20 protein-coding genes and 1 pseudogene are annotated in these 18,918 nt (G+C 74.3%); 10 read left to right on the plus strand and 11 right to left on the minus strand.

What is annotated here, in order from left to right:
* Window positions 1-25: 25 nt before the first annotated feature.
* Together DLJ47_RS25810 and DLJ47_RS25815 are read right to left on the minus strand one after the other, a co-directional pair.
* Window positions 26-1,342, minus strand: a complete 1,317-nt coding sequence (locus tag DLJ47_RS25810) for a DUF2252 domain-containing protein (protein WP_109903630.1) — start codon at window positions 1,340-1,342, stop codon at window positions 26-28.
* A 119-nt stretch (window positions 1,343-1,461) separates the two neighbouring features.
* Window positions 1,462-2,040: an NADH-quinone oxidoreductase subunit B gene (locus DLJ47_RS25815; RefSeq protein WP_109903632.1), complete on the minus strand. Its 579-nt coding sequence runs from the start codon at window positions 2,038-2,040 to the stop codon at window positions 1,462-1,464.
* 283 nt (window positions 2,041-2,323) lie between these two features.
* On the opposite strand from DLJ47_RS25815, the gene DLJ47_RS25820 reads away from it, so the two are divergent.
* Window positions 2,324-2,881, plus strand: coding sequence for an RNA polymerase sigma factor (locus DLJ47_RS25820; RefSeq protein ID WP_199236003.1), 558 nt, complete (start codon window positions 2,324-2,326; stop codon window positions 2,879-2,881).
* Window positions 2,874-4,076, plus strand: coding sequence for a hypothetical protein (locus tag DLJ47_RS25825; RefSeq protein WP_109903636.1), 1,203 nt, complete (start codon window positions 2,874-2,876; stop codon window positions 4,074-4,076). The genes DLJ47_RS25820 and DLJ47_RS25825 overlap by 8 nt, the downstream gene beginning before the upstream one ends.
* A 44-nt stretch (window positions 4,077-4,120) precedes the next feature.
* On the opposite strand, the gene DLJ47_RS25830 is transcribed toward DLJ47_RS25825, so the two are convergent.
* Genes DLJ47_RS25830 through DLJ47_RS25840 form a run of 3 tightly spaced genes read right to left on the minus strand, consistent with a single transcriptional unit; the run spans window position 4,121 to window position 7,416 of the window.
* Window positions 4,121-5,635, minus strand: coding sequence for a pyridoxal phosphate-dependent decarboxylase family protein (locus tag DLJ47_RS25830; protein ID WP_109903638.1), 1,515 nt, complete (start codon window positions 5,633-5,635; stop codon window positions 4,121-4,123).
* 27 nt (window positions 5,636-5,662) lie between these two features.
* Window positions 5,663-7,069, minus strand: coding sequence for an MFS transporter (locus DLJ47_RS25835; RefSeq protein WP_109903640.1), 1,407 nt, complete (start codon window positions 7,067-7,069; stop codon window positions 5,663-5,665).
* A gap of 32 nt (window positions 7,070-7,101) precedes the next feature.
* Window positions 7,102-7,416 carry an MGMT family protein gene (locus DLJ47_RS25840; protein WP_109903664.1) on the minus strand — a complete coding sequence of 105 codons (315 nt, stop codon included), beginning with the start codon at window positions 7,414-7,416 and terminating at the stop codon, window positions 7,102-7,104.
* A gap of 61 nt (window positions 7,417-7,477) precedes the next feature.
* Between DLJ47_RS25840 and proB the strand changes: the two genes are divergently transcribed.
* The 8 genes from proB (at window position 7,478) to DLJ47_RS25880 (ending at window position 13,016) form a co-directional block, all read left to right on the plus strand.
* Window positions 7,478-8,587 (plus strand): glutamate 5-kinase, encoded by a 1,110-nt coding sequence (proB, locus tag DLJ47_RS25845; RefSeq protein WP_199236004.1) that lies wholly within the window; start codon window positions 7,478-7,480, stop codon window positions 8,585-8,587.
* Entirely contained in the window at window positions 8,584-9,846 is a 1,263-nt protein-coding gene (locus tag DLJ47_RS25850; protein WP_446723600.1) for a glutamate-5-semialdehyde dehydrogenase, read from the plus strand. Before proB ends, DLJ47_RS25850 begins: the two co-directional genes overlap by 4 nt.
* Before the next feature lie 117 nt (window positions 9,847-9,963).
* The gene (locus tag DLJ47_RS25855) at window positions 9,964-10,365 is read left to right on the plus strand and encodes a YbaB/EbfC family nucleoid-associated protein (protein ID WP_109903646.1); all 402 of its coding nucleotides are present in this window, start codon (window positions 9,964-9,966) and stop codon (window positions 10,363-10,365) included.
* Between the two features lie 2 nt (window positions 10,366-10,367).
* A complete protein-coding gene (locus tag DLJ47_RS25860) occupies window positions 10,368-10,694 on the plus strand; it encodes a hypothetical protein (protein ID WP_109903648.1) in 327 nt (108 codons plus the stop codon).
* A 46-nt stretch (window positions 10,695-10,740) separates the two neighbouring features.
* The gene (locus DLJ47_RS25865; RefSeq protein WP_109903650.1) at window positions 10,741-11,235 is read left to right on the plus strand and encodes a WXG100-like domain-containing protein; all 495 of its coding nucleotides are present in this window, start codon (window positions 10,741-10,743) and stop codon (window positions 11,233-11,235) included.
* Window positions 11,228-11,857, plus strand: coding sequence for a hypothetical protein (locus DLJ47_RS25870; protein ID WP_109903652.1), 630 nt, complete (start codon window positions 11,228-11,230; stop codon window positions 11,855-11,857). Before DLJ47_RS25865 ends, DLJ47_RS25870 begins: the two co-directional genes overlap by 8 nt.
* Window positions 11,854-12,471, plus strand: coding sequence for a hypothetical protein (locus tag DLJ47_RS25875; protein WP_109903654.1), 618 nt, complete (start codon window positions 11,854-11,856; stop codon window positions 12,469-12,471). Before DLJ47_RS25870 ends, DLJ47_RS25875 begins: the two co-directional genes overlap by 4 nt.
* Window positions 12,472-12,500: 29 nt before the next feature.
* Complete coding sequence (locus DLJ47_RS25880; protein ID WP_109903656.1) at window positions 12,501-13,016, plus strand: SUKH-4 family immunity protein; 516 nt, start codon at window positions 12,501-12,503, stop codon at window positions 13,014-13,016.
* Here DLJ47_RS25880 and DLJ47_RS25885 read toward each other — a convergent pair.
* The 6 genes and pseudogenes from DLJ47_RS25885 to DLJ47_RS25910 form a co-directional block, all read right to left on the minus strand.
* Window positions 13,000-13,851, minus strand: a complete 852-nt coding sequence (locus tag DLJ47_RS25885) for a prenyltransferase/squalene oxidase repeat-containing protein (RefSeq protein ID WP_342447648.1) — start codon at window positions 13,849-13,851, stop codon at window positions 13,000-13,002. The genes DLJ47_RS25880 and DLJ47_RS25885 overlap by 17 nt on opposite strands.
* 84 nt (window positions 13,852-13,935) lie before the next feature.
* Window positions 13,936-15,156 (minus strand): adenylyltransferase/sulfurtransferase MoeZ, encoded by a 1,221-nt coding sequence (gene moeZ, locus DLJ47_RS25890; protein ID WP_199236005.1) that lies wholly within the window; start codon window positions 15,154-15,156, stop codon window positions 13,936-13,938.
* Between the two features lie 89 nt (window positions 15,157-15,245).
* Window positions 15,246-15,980, minus strand: a complete 735-nt coding sequence (locus DLJ47_RS25895) for a DUF3152 domain-containing protein (RefSeq protein ID WP_342447649.1) — start codon at window positions 15,978-15,980, stop codon at window positions 15,246-15,248.
* Window positions 15,981-16,188: 208 nt separating this feature from the next.
* On the minus strand, window positions 16,189-17,100 hold the full coding sequence (locus DLJ47_RS25900; RefSeq protein WP_109903660.1) for a DUF3152 domain-containing protein: 912 nt from the start codon (window positions 17,098-17,100) through the stop codon (window positions 16,189-16,191).
* Window positions 17,101-17,105: 5 nt separating this feature from the next.
* Window positions 17,106-18,080 carry an alpha/beta fold hydrolase gene (locus tag DLJ47_RS25905; RefSeq protein ID WP_109903662.1) on the minus strand — a complete coding sequence of 325 codons (975 nt, stop codon included), beginning with the start codon at window positions 18,078-18,080 and terminating at the stop codon, window positions 17,106-17,108.
* A 23-nt stretch (window positions 18,081-18,103) separates the two neighbouring features.
* Window positions 18,104-18,918: pseudogene (locus DLJ47_RS25910) on the minus strand (hypothetical protein); the annotation flags it as partial.

The following is an 18,918-nucleotide window of genomic DNA, read 5'->3' on the forward strand; positions in this document are numbered from 1 at the left end:
GGGTTCGGACCGGTGCGGCGCTCGGTCAGATGCCGGGCAGCCGCCCGTTGCGGAAAAGGTCAACGAAGAGCTGGTGGTCCTGCCGGGTCCGGACGCCGTACGTGTGCGCGAAGTCCACCAGGTGGGTGACGAAGCCGTCCTCGTCGGCGCCCACCGCCGCGACGATCGCCTCCTCCGTGGAGTAGTCGACCAGGTCGTGGCTGGACTCGTCGTCGGCCACCGAGTGCATCCGAGCCACCGCCCGACCCAGGTCGGTCAGCACCCCGGCCAGTTCCTCCGGCTCGTTGACGTCGGACCAGTCCAGGTCGGCCGCGTACGGGGAGACCTCGGCGACCAGCTGCCCGACCCCGTCCAGCTCGGTGAAGCCCAGCCAGGGGTCCGCGTGCGCCTGGAGGGCGCGCTGCGACTCGGCGGTGCGGTGCCCCTGGTGCTGGAAGTAGCCGGCGACCGACTCGTCCCGGATGTGCCGGGCGACCGCCGGCACCTGCGCCTGCTTCATGTAGATGACGACGTCGTTCTCCAGCGCCTGGGTGTGCCCCTCCAGCAGCAGGTTGTACGACGGCAGCCCGGCCGAGCCGATGCCCACCCCCTTGCGCAGCACCACGTCCTTGATCCGGGTCGCGACCGGACGCAGCCGCGCCGAGGACGGCGGCAGGGTGCCCAGGTACTGCTCGAAGGCGGCGGTGACCCGGTCCCGGGTCTGCCGGTCCACCGTGAAGACCCCGTCGCCGAGGGAGAACCGGCGCTCGTAGTTGTCGATGGTGGTCTGGGTGGCGAGCAGGTCGACCCGGGTGTTCAGCCGGGCCTGCTGGAGCACCCGGCGCAGCACCCCGTCGGCGGTGTCCAGGGTGATCGAGCCGATCGCGTCGTCCCCGCCGGCCGCGATGGCCCGCAGCTCGGTCAGGTACGACCGGGCGAAGCCGGCGACCAGGTCGCCGATGGACCGGTCGGAGAGCGCCTTGCCGTAGCCGAGCAGGGCCACGCTGGCCGCGAGCCGCCGCAGGTCCCAGGTGAACGGCCCGACGTACGCCTCGTCGAAGTCGTTGACGTTGAACACCAGCTGGCCGGAGGCGTTCATGTAGGTGCCGAAGTTCTCCGCGTGCAGGTCGCCGTGGATCCACACCCGGCTGGTCCGCCCGTCCAGGAACCGGTCGTCGGCGAAGTCGCCGAGCTGGTCGGCGTAGAAGAGCGAGGCGCTGCCCCGGTAGAAGGCGAACGGCGAGGCCGCCATCTTGCGGAACTTGCGCCGGAACGCGGCCGGGTCGAGCGCCATCGAGGCGCCGAACTCCTCGGTGAGCACGTCGACGATGTGGGCGGAACGCCGTTGGGCGGAGTCGCTCATGGTGCGCAGGCTAGCCGCCGGCCGCCAGCGCGACGCTCGGCCGAGCGGACCGCGACGGCGGGCTGGTCCGGCAGCTCAGGACGCCGGTGGGCGGAGCGGCTCAGGACTCCGGCGACAGCTCAGGACGCCGGTCGGCGGACCGGGGGCGCGGTGAGCGACTCGACCGGGCGCGGCGCCGCCCCGTCGCGGGGCGGGGCGTCCGCCGGCGAGGCGAGCACGTCCGGCCGGGGCACCCCGCCGAGGCCGGACTGCTCGGCGGCGATCTTCTCCTGAAGCCGCAGGATGCCGTGCAGCAGCGCCTCCGGCCGGGGCGGGCAGCCGGGCACGTAGACGTCCACCGGGATGAGCTGGTCGACGCCCTTGGTCACCGAGTAGGAGTCCCAGTACGGGCCGCCGCAGTTGGAGCAGGCGCCGAACGAGATGACGTACTTCGGCTCGGGCATCTGGTCGTAGAGCCGCTTGATCGCCGGGGCCATCTTGTCGGTCACCGTGCCGGAGACCACCATCAGGTCGGCCTGCCGCGGGCCGTGGGCGAACGGGATGACGCCGAGCCGCATGAAGTCGTGCCGGCCCATGCTGCTGGCGATGAACTCGATGGCGCAGCAGGCCAGGCCGAAGTTGAAGACCCAGAGCGAGTAGCGGCGGCCCCAGTTCAGCACGAACCGGATCGGCTCGCCGAGCACCCCCGGCAGCTGCACGGCCGCCCCCTTCCTGTCCTCCACCCGACAGTCAACCACAGCACCTCGGCGGCAACCCGACCGCCGCGACCCGCGTCTGGCGAAGTGCCGGCGCGCCGGGACGGGTCGTCCCAGCCGGCGGCGCCGGTTGCCGGGACCATGGGCCGCGGTACGCCGGATCGCCCCGACGAGACAGACGGCGAGCCGACAGTACGGCCGGTGGATCCACTGCAACCTTCGCGCCCATCGACCGGTGTGACCGGTGTCGGGGCTCACCGCTCCGGGCTGCCACGGGGGAGGACGAGTGACTGTGACAGAAGACGCGCGGGTCGGTGGGGCACCACCCGACCCGCTGTCCGGGGCGACGCCCGACGGAGCACCGCTGCTCTTCGACGACTTCTACCACGCGCACTTCCGCGGCCTGGTGGTGCAACTGCGGGCGTACACCGGGGATCCGGGCCAGGCCCAGGACCTGGTGCAGGAGGCGTTCTGCCGGGCCTTCGCCCGGTGGGACCGGCTGGCCGGCTACGACGACCCGCTGGCCTGGATCCGCCGGGTCGCCTGGAACCTCGCGCACAGCCGCTGGCGGCGGCTGCGTACCGCGCAGGCGTTCCTGCACCGGCAGCGCGAGGTGCACGTGGCCGGGCCGACCCCGGACCGGGTGGCGCTGGACGCCGCGCTGGCCCTGCTGCCGCCCCGACAGCGCCGGGCAGTGGTGCTGCACTACCTCGCCGACCTGAGCGTCGCCGAGATCGCCGCGCAGGAACGCGTCGCGGAGGGAACCGTCAAGTCCTGGCTGCACCGGGGACGGGCCGCGCTCGCCGCGTCCCTGCGGGACACCGAGGAGGCAACGGATGTCTGAGCACGACGCAGTCGCCCTCGCCGAGCGTTTCGCCCGGTACCGCACCGAGGTGCTGGCCGAGGTCGAGCCGCCGGGGCCGGCGGCGGTCCGCCGGACCGTGCGGCAGCGCCGGCGCCGGACGCTCGGCGCCGCCGTCGCGGGGATCCTGGCGCTGGGCACCGGCCCGATCTTCGGGTACGCGGCGCTGACCGACCCGGCACCCCGACCCGGACCGGTCGACCCGACCGGCACCCCGTCCGCCTCCCCGTCGGTGAGCGGCTCGGTGAGCCCGTCGGCGGCGCCGACCAGCGCCAGCCCGGCAGCGGCGGTGCCGGACGGCCGGATCAGCCGCGCGCAACTGCTCGCTACGCCGGTGTCGCTGCCGGCCTGGCGACCCGGACCGAGCTGCCCGGTCACCGACACCCGGCTGGTCGGCACGGCGACCCGCGACGAGACCAACGTGCTGCAACGGCTGGCGTACGGCGACGTCGACGGCGACGGCGCCACCGAGACGGTCGCGCTGGTGCACTGCCTGCTCGGCACCGGCGGGCCGGAACAGGTCGTGGTGTTCGACCGCGACGCCGCCGGCAAGGTGGTCACCCTGGGCCGAGTGGTGGCCACCGCGCTGGAGATGCCGCAGTGGCTCACCGACGTGACGGTCCGGTCCGACGGCGTGGTCCGGGTGCAGGTGGCCGACATCGCCCCGGGCGGCGGCTGGCCCGGCGAGTGGTCGCAGCGTCAGTGGCGCGGCTACCGCTGGGCCGACGGGCGGTTCACCCAGGTCGAGGGGCCGACCTCGTTCGGGCCGAACCCGCACGCGATGAACCTGGTAGTCACCGCCACCGACCTGGTGCTCGACACCCTGCCGGACGGCGCGCAGGTGGGCACGGTGACCGTGCGGATCCGCAACGCGGGCACCGGTCCGGCCACCTACGTGGCGCTCCGGCTCGGCCTGCCGGCGGCGCTGCGCCCGGACGGCGACGGATGGGCGGCCTGCCGCAACGAACCGGAGACCACCCGGGAGCCGGTGACCTGCGACCTGAACCGGCTCGACGCGGGCGCGGAGGTCCGGCTGACGCTGGGCTTCCGGGCGGCGGCCGGAGCCACCGTCGGCCAGGGCACGGCCGACGTGGACGCCCGGCCGATGGACAGCCGGTTCGACTTCGTGGCGGAGGTCAACGAGAGCGACAACCTGGTGAGGATCGACTACCGGTGAGCCCGGGGCCCGGTGCGGCGGGTGTTCCCCGCCGCACCGGCCCGTCACCAGGTCGGGCGTTGCAGCAGGCCGACGAACTCCACCAGCAGCCGCTCCCGCAGCGCCGGCGGCGCGGCGTCGAGCAGCGCGTTGACCAGGGCCATCCGCTCCGGCAGCGGCCCGGCGGCGGCCGGCGCCCGGTTCTCTCCGTCGGTCCCCGCGCCCAGTCCGAGCCCGGCGGCCAGGCCGGCGACCAGGTCGGGGGTGAGCGCCTCCGGGGTCAGCGTGGTGGCCAGGGCGCGCAGCTCGTCCGGGAGCCGCACCGGCCCGGCGGCCCGGGCGGCGGCCACCGCGGCGAGCAGGTCCGGGCCGAACTCGGCCACCCGGGGCGCCACCGACGCGGTCACCGTCAGGTGCACGCTGGCCGGCAGGTCGGCGTACGAGAGCTGGGGCTGGGTGTGCCAGCCGCGCTCGGCCAGCTCGTCGACCAGCACGAACAGGTCCAGCTCCGGGTCGGTGCTGGTGAAGCAGACCACCGTCGACTCCGGCTCGGCCATCAGCCGCAGCCCGTCGACGCCGCGGACCGCGTCCGCCAGGCCGGCCACCGCGTCCCGGGTCAGCGCCGCCAGCCGCAGGTAGCCGTCGTCGCCCAGGTGCCGCACGGTGGCGTACGCGGCGGCGATCGGCCCACCCGAGCGGGTCGAGGCGATCACCGGGTTGATCATCGTGTAGCCGGGCCAGTCGGCGAACGCGAAGTACTGCGGGGCGCGCAGCGCCGCGTCCCGGTGCAGCAGCACCGACACCCCCTTCGGGGCGTACGCGTACTTGTGCAGGTCGACCGAGATCGAGGTGACCCCGGGCACGGCGAAGTCGAACGGCGGCACCGGCGCGCCGAGCCGGCGCAGCCAGGGCAGCGTCCAGCCGCCGAAGCAGGCGTCCACGTGGCAGCGCACCCCGGCCGCGGCGGCGACCGCCGCGATCTCCGCCACCGGGTCGACCACGCCGTGCGCGTACGAGGGGGCGGAGCAGACCACCAGCACCGTCTCCGGACCGATCGCGGCGGCGATGTCGGCGACCGCCGGGCGGAGCGTCTCCGCCGACACCGGCACCGGATCGAGCGCCACCCGCAGGTAGTGCGCCGCCTTGGCGAACGCGGCGTGCGCGCTGGCCGGCACCACGATCCGCGGCGCGGCGATCTCCGGGTGGGCGTCCCGGGCCGCCTTCACGGCCAGGATCAGCGACTCGGTGCCGCCGCTGGTGACGCTGCCGACGACGTCCGGGGCGGCGCTGCCGGGGCCGCCGCCGAGCAGCCGGGCGGCCGCGCCGACCAGCGCGTTCTCCATCGCCAGCAGGGACGGGAAGGCGGTCGGGTCGAGCCCGTTGACGTGCGCGCTCTCCGCGTACGCGGCGACCGCCAGCTCGTCCAGCCCGGGCACCGCCGGGTCATAGACGTACGCGAACAGCCGCCCGCCGTGCGTCGGCCGGTCCAGCTCGCGCAGCCCGCGTACCTCGGCCAGCACCGTCTCCGCCGGCACCCCCGGCCCCAGCGGCGCCCGCTCGTCCCGCTCCTGGTCGATCATCGAAGTCGTGCTGCCTTTCCGTGCGGTTCAGTGGCTTTCGCGCCCCACCACGACCGCCTGATCGCCGGGGCGGCCGGGCCGGGCCTCGGCCAGCCGGGCGGGGGTCAGGTCGTAGGGACGGAGGGTGAGCAGGGCCACGGCCACCAGCAGGGCGGGCAGGACGGTGAAGCCGAGCAGCACGCCGAGGCGGGCGGTGTCGGACTGGGCGGCCGCCGTCCCGGTGTCGGAGGAGACGTAGCCGGAGACCTGGAGCACCAGCCCGTAGATGCCCGGGCCGAGGGCCAGCCCGAAGGTCTCCCCGGCCGTCCAGAGCCCGGTGAACACGCCGGCCTGCCGCCGGCCGGTACGCGCCTCGTCCCAGGCGATGCAGTCCGGGAGCATGGCCAGCGCGAAGACCTGCTGCCCGGCGTACCCGCAGCCGATCAGCGCGACCACCAGGTAGACCGCCACCGCCGGCAGCACCGGGGCGGCCACCAGCGCGAGCGCGCCCACCGCCAGGATCAGCGACGCGGCGACCAGGGCGGCCAGCTTGCCCACCCGAGCCCCGACCCGGGTCCAGAGCGGCATCACCAGCAGCGCCGGCCCGACGAAGCAGACGAAGAGGAGGGTCGGCCCGCCGTCGGGGTCGCGCAGGATCTGCCCGGCGAAGTAGTTGACCCCGGCCAGGATGGTGGCCACCCCGGCGGACTGCACCACGAAACAGAGCAGCAGCGCCCGGAACGGCCGGTTGCGGGCGGCCACCGCGAGCTGCGCGCGCAGCGTCGGCTCGCTCTCGGCCACCGTGCCGGTCGGCGCGCCCCGGGTGCCGAGGAACGCGCCCACCGCACCGAGCACGATCAGCGCCGCGACGAAGAGCCCCATCCAGCGGTGCCCGGCGACGCCGCCGCCGGCGGCCGACACGATCAGCGGGGCGACCGCCCCGGAGACCAGGATGGCGACCGCCAGCAACGCGATCCGCCAGCTCATCAGCCGGGTACGTTCCGCGTAGTCGCCGGTCAGCTCGGCCGGCATCGCCACGTACGGCACCTGGAAGAAGGCGAACGCGGTGGCGGTGGCCAGGAAGGCGATCGCCACGTACGCCCCGGCGGCCGGGCCGGCGTCCACCGGTCCGGCGAAGATGGCCGCGAAGAGCAGCGCCATCGCCACCCCGGCGACCAGCAGGTACGGGCGGCGGGCGCCCCAGCGCGACCGGGTGCGGTCGGAGATCCGCCCGGCCACCGGGTTGACCAGCACGTCCCACGCCTTCGGCCCGAGCACCAGCAGGGCCGCCACCCCGGCGGCGACGCCCAGGGTGTCGGTGAGGTACGGCAGCAGCAACAGCCCCGGCACGGTGCCGAACGCCCCGGTGGCCAGGGAGCCCAGCGCGTAGCCGGCGTGCACCCGACGCGGTAGCCCGGCCGGGACCGGACCGGTTCCAGCCGGCGGCGCGTCCATGGCGCCGAATGTTACTCACGTTATGGCCCGGGTCACATCCCCTCTTCCGGCGACCAGGCGGCCGCCGCCATGTCCACCCCGACGCCACGCAACGGCGTGCCCTCCGCCCGCAGCCGGGCCCGCGCCTCCCGCTCGTGACCGGGCGGCAGCCGGCCGGCCGAGTTCACCACCCGGTGCCAGGGCACCCCGCCACCGTGCCGCGCCATGATCGAGCCGACCAGCCGAGCCGACGCCCGGCCGGAGCGCTCGGCCAGCGCGTCGGCGACCGCCCCGTACGACATCACCCGGCCCGGCGGGATCCGCTCGACCAGGTCGAGCACCGCCTCGACGTATTCATCAGGGCTCACGACCGGCCAGGATATGGGAACGGCGCGGGGCCCGGCCGGCTCGACCACGCAGAATGGGCGGGTGCGCGACGTAGTCACGGCCGCCCGGCGGGTGGTCGTCAAGATCGGATCCTCCTCGTTGACCACCGCCGCCGGCGGGCTGGACGACGGGCGGGTCGACGCGCTGGTCGACGCCCTCGGCGCCCGGGCCGCCGACGGCCGCGAGGTGGTGCTGGTCTCCTCCGGCGCGATCGCCGCCGGCCTGGCCCCGCTCGGGCTGGCCCGGCGCCCGCGCGACCTGGCCACCCAGCAGGCCGCCGCCAGCGTCGGGCAGGGCCTGCTGATCGGGCGGTACGCGGCCAGCTTCGCCCGGCACCGGCTCACCGTCGGGCAGGTGCTGCTCACCGTCGACGACGTCACCCGGCGGGCGCACTACCGCAACGCGTACCGGACTCTGCGCAAGCTGCTCGACCTGCGGGCGGTGCCGATCGTCAACGAGAACGACACGGTGGCCACCGAGGAGATCCGGTTCGGCGACAACGACCGGCTGGCCGCCCTGGTCGCCGCGTTGGTGCAGGCCGACCTGCTGGTGCTGCTGTCGGACGTGGACGCGCTCTGGACCGGCGACCCGACCCGGCCGGGCGCCGCCCGGATCGGCGAGGTGCACGACGAGCGGGACCTGGCCGGCGTGGACATCGGCGGCGCCGGCCGGGCCGGAGTCGGCACCGGCGGCATGGTGACCAAGGTCGAGGCGGCCCGGATCGCCACCGGCTTTGGCATCCCGGTGGTGCTCACCGCGGCCCACCTGGCCGCCGAGGCGCTGGCCGGCGAGCCGGTCGGCACGCTGTTCCACCCCAGCCGGCGCCGGCCGGCCGCCCGGCTCTTCTGGCTCGCCCACGCCACCTCGCCGCGTGGCCGGCTGCACCTGGACCCGGGCGCGGTGGCGGCGGTGGTCGACCGGCGCAAGTCGCTGCTGCCCGCCGGGATCACCGCTGTCGACGGGGCGTTCACCGCCGGCGACCCGGTGGACCTGGTGGACGCCGAGGGCGCGCCGGTGGCCCGGGGGCTGGTCAACTACGACGCGGTCGAACTGCCCGGCCTGCTCGGCCGGTCGACCGGGGAACTCGCCGCGGCGCTCGGCCCGGCGTACGAACGGGAGGTCGTCCACCGCGACGACCTGGTGCTGCTGTGAGGAGAAACGGCGACATGAGCGTGACCGAGCAGGCCCGGCGGGCCCGTACGGCGGCGGAGCAGCTCGCCGTCGCCACCCGTACGGCGAAGGACACGGCGCTGCACGCGATGGCCGACGCGCTGGTGGCGCGTACGCCGGAGATCCTTGCCGCGAACGAGGCGGACCTGGCGGCCGGGCGATCGGCCGGGCTGACCGCGGCCGTGCTGGACCGGTTGGCCCTGGACCCGGGCCGGGTGGCCGGCATCGCCGACGCGCTGCGGCAGATGGCCGCGCTGCCCGACCCGGTCGGCGAGGTGGTGCGCGGCTCGACCCTGCCCAACGGCCTGGAGCTGCGCCAGATCCGGGTGCCGTTCGGGGTGGTCGGGATCATCTACGAGGCCCGGCCGAACGTGACAGTGGACGCTGCCGGCATCTGCCTGAAATCCGGCAACGCGGCGCTGCTGCGCGGCTCCTCGTCGGCGGCGCACTCCAACGCGGCGCTGGTCGCGGTGCTGCGTGACGCGGTCGCCGCCGCCGGCCTGCCGGCCGACGCGGTGCAACTGCTCGACGCCGGCTCGCGCGACTCGGTCAAGGAGCTGATGCGCGCCCGCGGCCTGGTCGACGTGCTGATCCCGCGCGGCGGCGCGTCGCTGATCCGCACAGTGGTCGAGGAGTCCACGGTGCCGGTGATCGAGACCGGGGTCGGCAACTGCCACGTCTACGTAGATGCCGCCGCCGACCTGGCCAAGGCCGTGGCGATCGCCCTGAACGCGAAGACCCAGCGGCTGTCCACCTGCAACACCGCCGAGTCGTTGCTGGTGCACGCGGCCGTCGCCGACGCCTTCCTGCCGCCGATGCTGGCCGCGTTCGCCGAGGCGGGCGTGACCGTGCACGGCGACGAGCGGGTGGCCGCGCACTCCGCCGCGGTGCTGCCGGCCACCGACGAGGACTTCGCCACCGAGTACCTCTCGGCGGACATCTCGGTGGCCGTGGTCGACTCGCTGGACACCGCGGTGGCGCACATCCGGCGCTACGGCACCGGCCACACCGAGGCGATCGTCACCGACTCGACCACGGCGGCCCGGGAGTTCGTGGCCCGGGTGGACGCGGCGGCGGTGATGGTGAACGCCTCCACCCGGTTCACCGACGGGGGCGAGTTCGGCTTCGGCGCCGAGATCGGCATCTCCACCCAGAAGCTGCACGCCCGGGGCCCGATGGGCCTGCCCGAGCTGACCTCCACCAAGTACGTGGTGACCGGGAACGGGCACCTGCGCGGCTGACGGCCCCGGGGCGCACCCGCCGGGAGCGTCCCGGGTGGACCGCCATGGGGCGTCGCCGGGATTGCGGCCGGCCGATAGTCTGGTGCCGGTTCGGCACGGCTTGTCTGGGGAGGCGACATGCTGGGCGAGAGCGCCCTGGAAGAGCAACTGGCACAGGCCCGGGCCGCGCTGCGCGAGGTCGGCCGCGGCGTCACCCCGCCGGAGCGCACCGAGTCGGTAGCCGAGGCGGCGGACGGTCGGATCCGGGTGACCCTGGGCACCGACGGGCGGGTCAGCGCCATCGAGATCGACCCGCGGGTGCTCCGCGAGGGCTCGGACTACCTCGCCGACGAGCTGCGCCTGGCGGTGAACGCCGCGCTCGACGGGCAGGACGACGGCCCGGCGACCGCCGAGCCGATGCCCGACCTCGCCGCGATCACCGCCACCGTCGAGCGCCTGCAGGACCAGAGCCTGCGGCAGATGCGCGAGATGAGCCAGGCGATCAGCGAGACCATGCGCAAGCTGCAGCAGCGGAGCTGACGGTGGAGAACCTGGACGTCGACATCGACGCGCTGCGCCGGGGCGCGGCGGAACTGGAGCAGGCCCGGGAGTCGGTCCGGCAGACCTTCGAGGGCTTCCAGGCCGCGGTCGCCGGATACGCCGCCGCGTTCGGCGGCGACGACATCGGCTCGCTGCTGGGCATCGCCCACCAGGCCTGTGTGGACGCGTTGACCGAGTGCCTCAGCACCAACATCGAGGAGCTGACCAGCTACGCCGACGGGCTGCACCAGATGGCCGACGGCTACCGGGCCGTGGAGGAGGACGTCACCGCGTCCTTCCGCTCGATGCTCGGCGCGCTGGGCGGATGAACACGCGGCCCGCCGGGCGGGCGAGCGACGCACGAAAGGAGTCACGGTGGGTCTGACCCTGCCGGGCGAACTCGCCTCCCTGCTGTCCATGCTCGGCTACGAGTGGCCGCAGTCCGACGAGACGGCGCTGTTCCAGCTGGCCGGCGAGTGGACCGGGATGGCCGGGCAGATCTCCGGCTCGGTCGCCCAGCTGGAGTCGGCGGCGCGGACGGTGCTCGACAACAACCGGGGCGAGAGCTTCACCGCCTTCGCCAGCGAGTGGAACGACGCCGAGTCGGCCGCGCGCAACATCGCCGACGTGGCCAACCCGGCGAACGTCATCGGCATCGGGCTGATGGTCGCGGCGGGCGTGGTGCTGGCCCTGAAGATCCAGGTGATCGTCCAGCTGGCGCTGCTGGCCATCCAGATCGCGCAGGCCATCGCCACGGCGGCGGTCACCTTCGGCGCGTCCCTGCTGGAGATCCCGATCTTCAAGATGATCACCGGCATGATCATCGACCAGCTGATCGGCATGGCGGTGGACACGGTGCTCAATGGCTAGGAAGCGGACCGCGCCGCCGCGGCAGACGCAGGCCAAGGGCGCCAAGATCGTCTCGGCGTACCTGGAGAACGCCGACGTGTTCCGCACCGCCAAGTCGGCCGGGACCAAGCCGAACGGCCCGGCGGTGCTGGTGCTGCGCAACCGGCCGGACTTCGACAAGCGGGACTTCGATCGCAAGGCCAAGGACCTGGTCCGGCTCGGCCAGGAGGGCCGGTTGAGCAAGGCGAAGTCGGACCGGACGGCCAACAGCGTCTACCACCGGGGCGGTCGAGGGACCAAGCCGGGCACCCGGACCCGCACCAACGTCTTCCGGGACCGGGTGACCCGCCGGCTGACCAGGAACAAGCGGCTGACCCAGCAGCACGGCACCCCGGAGACCAACCAGTACCTGGCCAACAAGGACCTCGTCGACCGCCTCTACGAGGGCCGGGGGCCGATCACCGCCCGGGGCCAGGGGCTCGACCCGGACCACGTCCACGAGCTGCAACTCGACGGAAAGGACGAATACGCTAATCTCAGGCTGATGGACGCCTGGACCAACCGCCAGATCGGCAGCGACATCTCCGTGGCGTTGCGCGACGTCCCCGAGGGCACCCCGGTCATCGTGAAGGTCCTGCCATGACCCGGCCGGATCCCGCCGTCCTCGCCCGGATCGCCGCGAAGCTGGAGCTGCTCGCCCGGGTCGAGGCCGAGCACGGCTTCGGCGTACGTATCGAGGGACCGGCACCGCTGGAGCCGATCGCCGAACTGCCCGGTGTGGCCGAGGTCTACAGCCTGTTCCAGCACCTGGAGGGCGACAACTTCCGGTTCCACGCGCCGAAGGAGATCCTCACCCCGCAGGCCTGGGCGGAGCACGAGGTCGACCCGAGCGACCCGATGGGCAGCCCGCTGATCGTCGGCTACGAGATGGACAGCGTCCCTCCCGGCCTGCGCGCCGAGATCCGCGGCGGTGACCCGATCTACCTCGACCGGGAAGACCTGGACGTGTACTACATGGAGTCCAGCGCCTACGTCTACCAGTACGAGCACCCCGACGAGGACGTCGAGTTCACCGTCATCGCCCCCGATGTCGCCACCTTCTTCGACGAGCACGTGCTCGGCCCCCGCTACCCGGAGCTGACCTCCGTCGTCTTCGGTCCCGCCGCCCCCGAGCAGCGGCTGCGCAAGGGCCGGCACGCCGGCGAGTACGCCGACAACTGGCGGCGGCTGCTGATCGCCGCCGGCCTGTCCTCCTGACCCACCGTCGACCCCGCTTAAGGACCGTCATGGCAGCTGATCCGCGGTTCACCGCGTTGTGGAACGAGGACGAACTCATCCCCTACCCGCGCGAGGCGTGGCTGGAGGGGGGTTTCACCCCCGACATGCTCCCCGAGGGCGACGAGATCCCGCTCGACGTGGCGGTGGTCTTCACCGCCTTCCTCGAAGGCGACATCGAGCTGTACGACACGATCCAGCTGACCACCGAGGACGGCTCGCTCGACGTCCGACTCATCGTGGTCGGCGCGGTCGCCGACAACAACGACCTGCTCTACGTGCTCGACCCGAAGACCGGCGAGATCCTCCAGTTCGACCTGGCCGCCCAGGACGTGCAGGCGGTCAACAGCGACTTCCGCACCTTCGTCGAGTTCCTCTACCAGTTCGCGCTCTTCGTCGAGGCGGACGAGGGCAAGGCCGGCCGGGCCGAGCGGGCCGAGGCGCTGCGCACCACCCTGGAGAGCATCGACCCGGCCGCGTTCGGCCCGGACGCCTGGTGGCCGCTGGTGATCAGCCAGCTGACGTGACCGCCGGCCGGCAGGCCCGGATCGCCCGCAGCGTGGTGTGCACGTCGAACTGGTGACCGTCGTCGCTGTCCCAGCCGCCGTCGCTGCGCTGCGTCTCGGCCAGCCGGCGTCGGGCCGACACCAGCAGCCACTGCTCCTCGCCCACCTCGACCCGGCGCAACGTCGCGGCCAGCCACGCCGCGTCGGCCGGGGAGAGCCGCGGGACCCGCTCGGCCAGCACCGCCTGGATCCGCGCGGACTCGTCGTACATCCCCTGCCGGTGCAGTACGGCCGCGCTCAGCCAACCGGCCGGCAGGAAGGACGGCCAGCTGCCATCCCGCCCGAGCTGGCCGGCCACGGCGTGCGCCGCCGCCTGCACCACCCCGGCGTACGCACCGCCGACCCGGTGGTCGAGCGGACCGGCCGCCCGGGCGTCCAGGCCGGCCACGGTCAGCCAGAATCCGGCGTTGGCGGTGAGGTAGAAGCGGGCCTCCGGGTCGCCTGGCCGGGCCCACTCGGGCGCGACCTCGGCCAGCGACGGGTCCTCGTCCCAGCCGCCGTCGGGCAGTTGCCGGGCGGCGAGCCAGTCCAGCGCGCGCCGCGCCGCCGGGCGGCCGAGTGCGCCGAGGTCGTCCAGCTCCGCCAAGCGGTAGCAGGTGGCGTCTACGGAGCCGACCGGGCTGTCGAGGGTGGCGGGCCAGCCGCCGTCGGGCGTCTGCCCGACCTCGGCCGCGTCGAGCAGCTCGGCCGGCGCCGCCGCGCCGGTGCGCAGCCGGGAGAGCCGGGCACGGTCCACCGCGTCGCCGTGCGCCACGACGAAGCCGACAGCGGCGTCGAGATCCACCACGGCGGACACGCTACCTGCGCAAAGGCGATTCCGCCTCGGGGAATCGGCCGAGGTCGGCGCGGCGCGTCGCCGCCGCCGACCCCGGCCGTCCGGTCAGTACGCGGGCAGCGAGGGATCGATCTGCTTGATCCAGGAGAGCACCCCGCCCTGGACGTGGACCGCGTCCCGGAAGCCGGCCGCCTTCAGCGCAGCGAGCGCCTCGGCGGAACGGACCCCGGACTTGCAGTGCAGCACGATCTGCCGGTCCTGCGGCAGCCTGGCCAGCGCCTCGCCGGAGATGATCTCGCCCTTGGGGATCAGCGTGGCGCCGGGGATCCGGACGATCTCGTACTCGGCCGGCTCCCGCACGTCGACCAGGAAGATGTCCTTGCCGGCGTCCTGCCACTCCTTGAGCTCCAGCGCGGTGATGGTCGCGTCGAGCGTCGCCTCCTGGGCCTCCACCGACACCGCGCCGCAGAAGTCCTCGTAGTCCTCCAGCAGGTCGGTGACCGTGGGGTTCTCGCCGCAGAGCACGCAGTTCGGGTCCTTGCGCACCTTGATCTTGCGGTACGACATCTCCAGCGCGTCGTAGACCATCAGGCGGCCGACCAGCGGCTCGCCGATCCCGGCGAGCAGCTTGATCGCCTCGTTGACCTGGATCGAGCCGATCGACGCGCAGAGCACGCCGAGCACGCCGCCCTCGGCGCAGGACGGCACCATCCCGGGCGGTGGGGGCTCCGGGTAGAGGCAGCGGTAGCAGGGGCCGTGCTCGGCCCAGAAGACCGACGCCTGGCCGTCGAAGCGGTAGATCGACCCCCAGACGTACGGCTTGCCGAGCAGCACCGCCGCGTCGTTGACCATGTAGCGGGTGGCGAAGTTGTCGGTGCCGTCGACGATCAGGTCGTACTGGGCGAAGATCTCGCGGACGTTGTCCCGGTCCAGCGCGGTGTTGTGGATCTCGACGGTGACCAGCGGGTTGATCTCGCGGATGCTCGCCGCGGCGGACTCGGCCTTGGACCGGCCGACGTCGGAGACGCCGTGGATGACCTGCCGCTGGAGGTTGGACTCGTCGACGGTGTCGAAGTCGATGATGCCGAGCGTGCCGACGCCGGCCGCGGCGAGGTAGAGCAGGGCGGGCGAGCCGAGGCCACCGGCGCCGACACAGAGCACCCGGGCGTTCTTCAGCCGCTTCTGCCCCTCGACCCCGACGTCGGGGATGATCAGGTGGCGCGAGTAGCGGCGGATCTCGTCAACGGTCAGCTCGGCGGCGGGCTCGACGAGCGGGGGCAACGACACGGTGGACTCCCCGGGATCGGCGGTGGCGAACCGCGCCATTGTCGCTCGCCGGCGGGCCGGTCGGCCATGAGGAGGGACACGTCGCCCGCCATTCGGGAGCGGGAATAAAGCGGCGGGGCCGGGAATCGTCAGGGAACGATCTCGCCGGCGTAGCGCCGCCCCGCCAACCAGGGCCAGGCGTACGCGACGCAGCCCTGGAGGCCGTACGTCTGCTGTTGCATCACCGGCGCCGGGCGGCCCGGCCCCGGGCAGGCCTCGTGGCCCTCGCCGAACTCGTGCCCGACCTCGTGGTTGACCACGTAGGCGCGGTACACCTCCAGCGGCGCCCCGTAGTCCGGCACCGCCTCCAGCCAGCGGGCCAGGTTGATGATCACCTTCCCCGGCAGCCGGCACGAGGTGTACCCCTCGGTGCTCAGCCCGCCCTCGGCGCACATGAGTTCCGAGGTGCGCGGGGTGGCCAGGTAGATGGTGAAGTCGGCGACCTCCGCGTCGGCCACCCGCTGTACCCGCCGTTCGCCACCCGCGGTCCAGCCGCGCGGGTCGGCCAGCACCTCGTCGACGGCGGCGGCGAAGGCGGGGACGTCCTGCCCGGTGCCCCGCTCCACCGCCACCCGGTAGCGGTGCAGCGGCCCGTCCGCCCCGACGATCGGCGACTCTCCGGCGGCGGCGGCGAAGCTGCCCGCGCCGGCCCGCGGGTAGCCGGTCGGCTCGGTGCGCTGGTCCGCCCCGTACGCCATCGGGCCGGGACCGACGGACGGCGGCCGGCGTGCGGGGTCGCCGGCCCGGGCCAGCGCCACCGCGCCGACCACCGCGATGAGCAGCACCAGGCCGAGCAGGACGGTACGGCGTCGTCGTCGGCGCATCCGCACCAGACCGGGCCGCGGGCGCGGCCGGGCGGAGCCGGGATCAGGCGGGTCGCAAGGGGACGACGACGTCATGCGGTCAGCGTCGCACGTTAACCGGGTATTTCCGCGCGTTAAACACGAATGGGGCAAATAGTATCCGCTCCGTCGCGTCCTTTCGGATTGTCTTTCCGGTTAGCCCATTTTTGTCGCCGGTGCCGGAATGGCTTTACAGGCGCGGGCCCGCGTAGCGGCGGCCGTCCCGGTACGGCCAGGGGTTCGCCACGCAGCCGTTCAGGAAGAGCGTCTGCTGCATCATCACCGGCGCCGGTCGCCCCCGACCCGGGCAGCGCTCGTGCCGGTGCCCGAGCTGGTGGCCGACCTCGTGGTTCACCACGTAGGTGCGGTAGACCGACAGCGGCACACCGGCCCGCACGAAGTGCGGCACCGACAGCCGCCAGCGGTCCAGGTTGATGATCACCTTGCCCGGCGCGCGGCAGGACGTGTACGGCCGCCCGCCGATCCGGATGTCCACCCCGCCCGCCGCGCACATCCGGCGGGCCGTCGCCGCGGTGACCAGGTAGACCGTGAAGTCGTACGGCGAGCGCGGGCGGACCTGCTGCAACCGCAACCGGCCGCTGTCCACCCAGCTTCCCGGCCCGGCGAGCGCCGTCTCGACGGCCGCCCCGAACTCCCCCGCGTCCTCGCCGGAGCCGACCTCCACGGCGACCCGGTAGCGTCGCAGCACACCCGCCTCGCCGAGCACCGGGCCGACCCGGTCGTCGTAGCCGAAGCTGCCCCGCCCGGCCGAGGGCACCGGCCCCGGCAGCCGCAGCACGGGCGGCGGGGGCGTGCCGGCGGTGGGGCTCGGCGTCACCGGCACGCTGGGTGCCAGCGACACCGCCGGCGTGGGCGCGGCGACCACCTCCGGCACGGTGCCCACCTCGGCGTCCGCGTCGGCGCCGGGTCGGTCGGTCACCACCGCCACCGCCGCCACCACCGCGACGACGAAGACCAACGCTTCCAGCACCCGCCGGAGCCGGCCGGCCACCCGCCCCGGGGAGCGGCGGCGGTCACGGCGACCGTCGGCCCGCACGGCGCGCTGCTGGTGACCGGCGGCGGACCGGCGGGAGGGGCACATCCTGGTCAGCCTGCCATGTCGGGCCGCCGGGCGGTGTCCTCCGTTTCGGCGAGCAGTCCGACCACGGCGCGGGCCACCAGGCGCGGCACCTCCAGTTGCGCCACGTGCCCGACCCCGTCCAGCAGCAGCAGCCGGCTGTCGGGAATCACCCGGGCCGTCTGCGGCGCCACCCGCACGTCGACCATCCGGTCCTGCCGGCCGCCGACCACCAGGGTGGGCGCGCGGACCGAACGGGCGAGCCGCCACAGCGATCCCGAGCCCGGCAGGTACGCCCGCAGGAAGCTGTAGACCAAGCCGCGGAACGTGCGCACGTACGCGGCCGCGTAGTGCTCCGCCTGGTAGCGGACCCGGATCTCCTCCAGCGCCTCCCGCTTGCGCTGCTCGCAGATCCGGCTGAGGTCGGCCACGCACGCCTCCATCACCTGCTGGGCCATCACCTCGGGCGCCAACTGGGCCAGCCGCCAGGCGGCCAGCCGCTCGCCTCGGGGGACCGCCAGCAGCGGCAGCATCCGACCCTGCAGGGAACGGCGGAAGTCGAGGAACGGCAGGGCCGGCGAGACCAGGGTCAGCGTGCGGACCAGGTCCGGTCGGGTGCCCGCGACGTGCACCGACACCGCCCCACCGAGCGAGTTGCCGAACAGGTGCACCGGCCCCCGGTCCGAGTGCTCGATCCAGCGGATCACCCGCTCGGCGAAGGCCGGCACGGTGTACCGCCGGCCCGGCTCGCTGCGGCCGAACCCGGGCAGGTCGATCGCCTGCCCGTCGAGCCGGTCGGCGAGCAACCCGGCCAGGTCGGTCCAGTTCTGCGACGAGCCGCCGAGGCCGTGCACGTAGAGCGCCGGCTCGGCGCCGGGCGCGGTCGCCGGGGTGTCCCGGACGTAGGTGACCGCCCCGTCGAGGCGTACCTCCCGGCCCGGCCAGGGCGGCGGGACCGAATGCTCCGGGAGGAGATGATCCGGCCAGAGGGTGGCGCGCTTCATCGCTCCAGTCTGCCCCGGAACGCTCAGGCCAGCAGCGCCTCGAGTCGTCGGTTGACCGCCGCCAGGGTGGCCCGGACCACCGCCTGCCGGGGGTCACCGGCGACCAGGGCCGACCCGGCGAGCTGCTCGACCCAGCCGTCGCAGACCAGCAGCACCACCACCGTGGCCACCTCGCAGTTGCCGAACGGCACCACCGCCGCGTGCTCGACGAAGCACCGCCCCCGCTCGGGCGCCGAGACCGCGCCGCGGAGCAGTTCGTCCACCGCCGCCGCGGCGGCCACCGCGCACAGCCGCAGTACGAAGCCGTCCACGGCCGGGCCGGTGGAGTAGCCGGTGGCGTTCTGCCCGCCGGCGACCAGGCGTACCTCCACGGTGGCGTCCAGCCCGAACGTGCTGACCTGCACGTGGTCGATCACCACCCGGGGACCGGACGAGCCGCCGGTGGCCAGCGGCCGGGAGGGCGCGCTCTCGGTGGTGGTCACCTGCCCGCCGGAGTAGGAGCCGACGGTGGCCGGGCTGCCGGTGGCCATCCCCGCCGGGGCGGCGGAGACCGAGCCCGGCTCCTCCACGGTGGCCCGGCCGCGGTGCGGGGCGGCGGCTTGCCGCCGCCGGCGCGGGGTGACCTCCGGCTCCGGTTCCGCCCGGGTCGGACCCGCCTCCGGCCGACCGCCGGGACCGCGGGGGTCCGCGCCCGGCGGGGCGGTCCGGGTCGCCCGCGGCTCGGCGGACCGTTCCCCGGAGCGCGGCTCGGCGGACCGTTCCCCGGAGCGCGGCTCGGCGGAGCGCGGCTCGGCGGCCCGTTCCGCGGCCCGGGGCTCGGCGGAGCGGCGGCGCACCG

Origin of the sequence: Micromonospora sp. S4605, assembly GCF_003176715.1 — a bacterium.
Lineage (GTDB): Bacteria > Actinomycetota > Actinomycetes > Mycobacteriales > Micromonosporaceae > Micromonospora > Micromonospora echinaurantiaca.

Bases quoted from the DNA above. Each gene is read 5' to 3' on its own strand.
- DLJ47_RS25810 (WP_109903630.1), bottom strand. From the start codon at position 1,342: ATGAGCGACTCCGCCCAACGGCGTTCCGCCCACATCGTCGACGTGCTC.
- DLJ47_RS25825 (WP_109903636.1), top strand. From the start codon at position 2,874: ATGTCTGAGCACGACGCAGTCGCCCTCGCCGAGCGTTTCGCCCGGTAC.
- DLJ47_RS25830 (WP_109903638.1), bottom strand. From the start codon at position 5,635: ATGATCGACCAGGAGCGGGACGAGCGGGCGCCGCTGGGGCCGGGGGTG.
- DLJ47_RS25835 (WP_109903640.1), bottom strand. From the start codon at position 7,069: ATGGACGCGCCGCCGGCTGGAACCGGTCCGGTCCCGGCCGGGCTACCG.
- DLJ47_RS25855 (WP_109903646.1), top strand. From the start codon at position 9,964: ATGCTGGGCGAGAGCGCCCTGGAAGAGCAACTGGCACAGGCCCGGGCC.
- DLJ47_RS25870 (WP_109903652.1), top strand. From the start codon at position 11,228: ATGGCTAGGAAGCGGACCGCGCCGCCGCGGCAGACGCAGGCCAAGGGC.
- DLJ47_RS25875 (WP_109903654.1), top strand. From the start codon at position 11,854: ATGACCCGGCCGGATCCCGCCGTCCTCGCCCGGATCGCCGCGAAGCTG.
- DLJ47_RS25880 (WP_109903656.1), top strand. From the start codon at position 12,501: ATGGCAGCTGATCCGCGGTTCACCGCGTTGTGGAACGAGGACGAACTC.
- moeZ (WP_199236005.1), bottom strand. From the start codon at position 15,156: ATGGCGCGGTTCGCCACCGCCGATCCCGGGGAGTCCACCGTGTCGTTG.
- DLJ47_RS25895 (WP_342447649.1), bottom strand. From the start codon at position 15,980: ATGCGCCGACGACGACGCCGTACCGTCCTGCTCGGCCTGGTGCTGCTC.
- DLJ47_RS25900 (WP_109903660.1), bottom strand. From the start codon at position 17,100: ATGTGCCCCTCCCGCCGGTCCGCCGCCGGTCACCAGCAGCGCGCCGTG.
- DLJ47_RS25905 (WP_109903662.1), bottom strand. From the start codon at position 18,080: ATGAAGCGCGCCACCCTCTGGCCGGATCATCTCCTCCCGGAGCATTCG.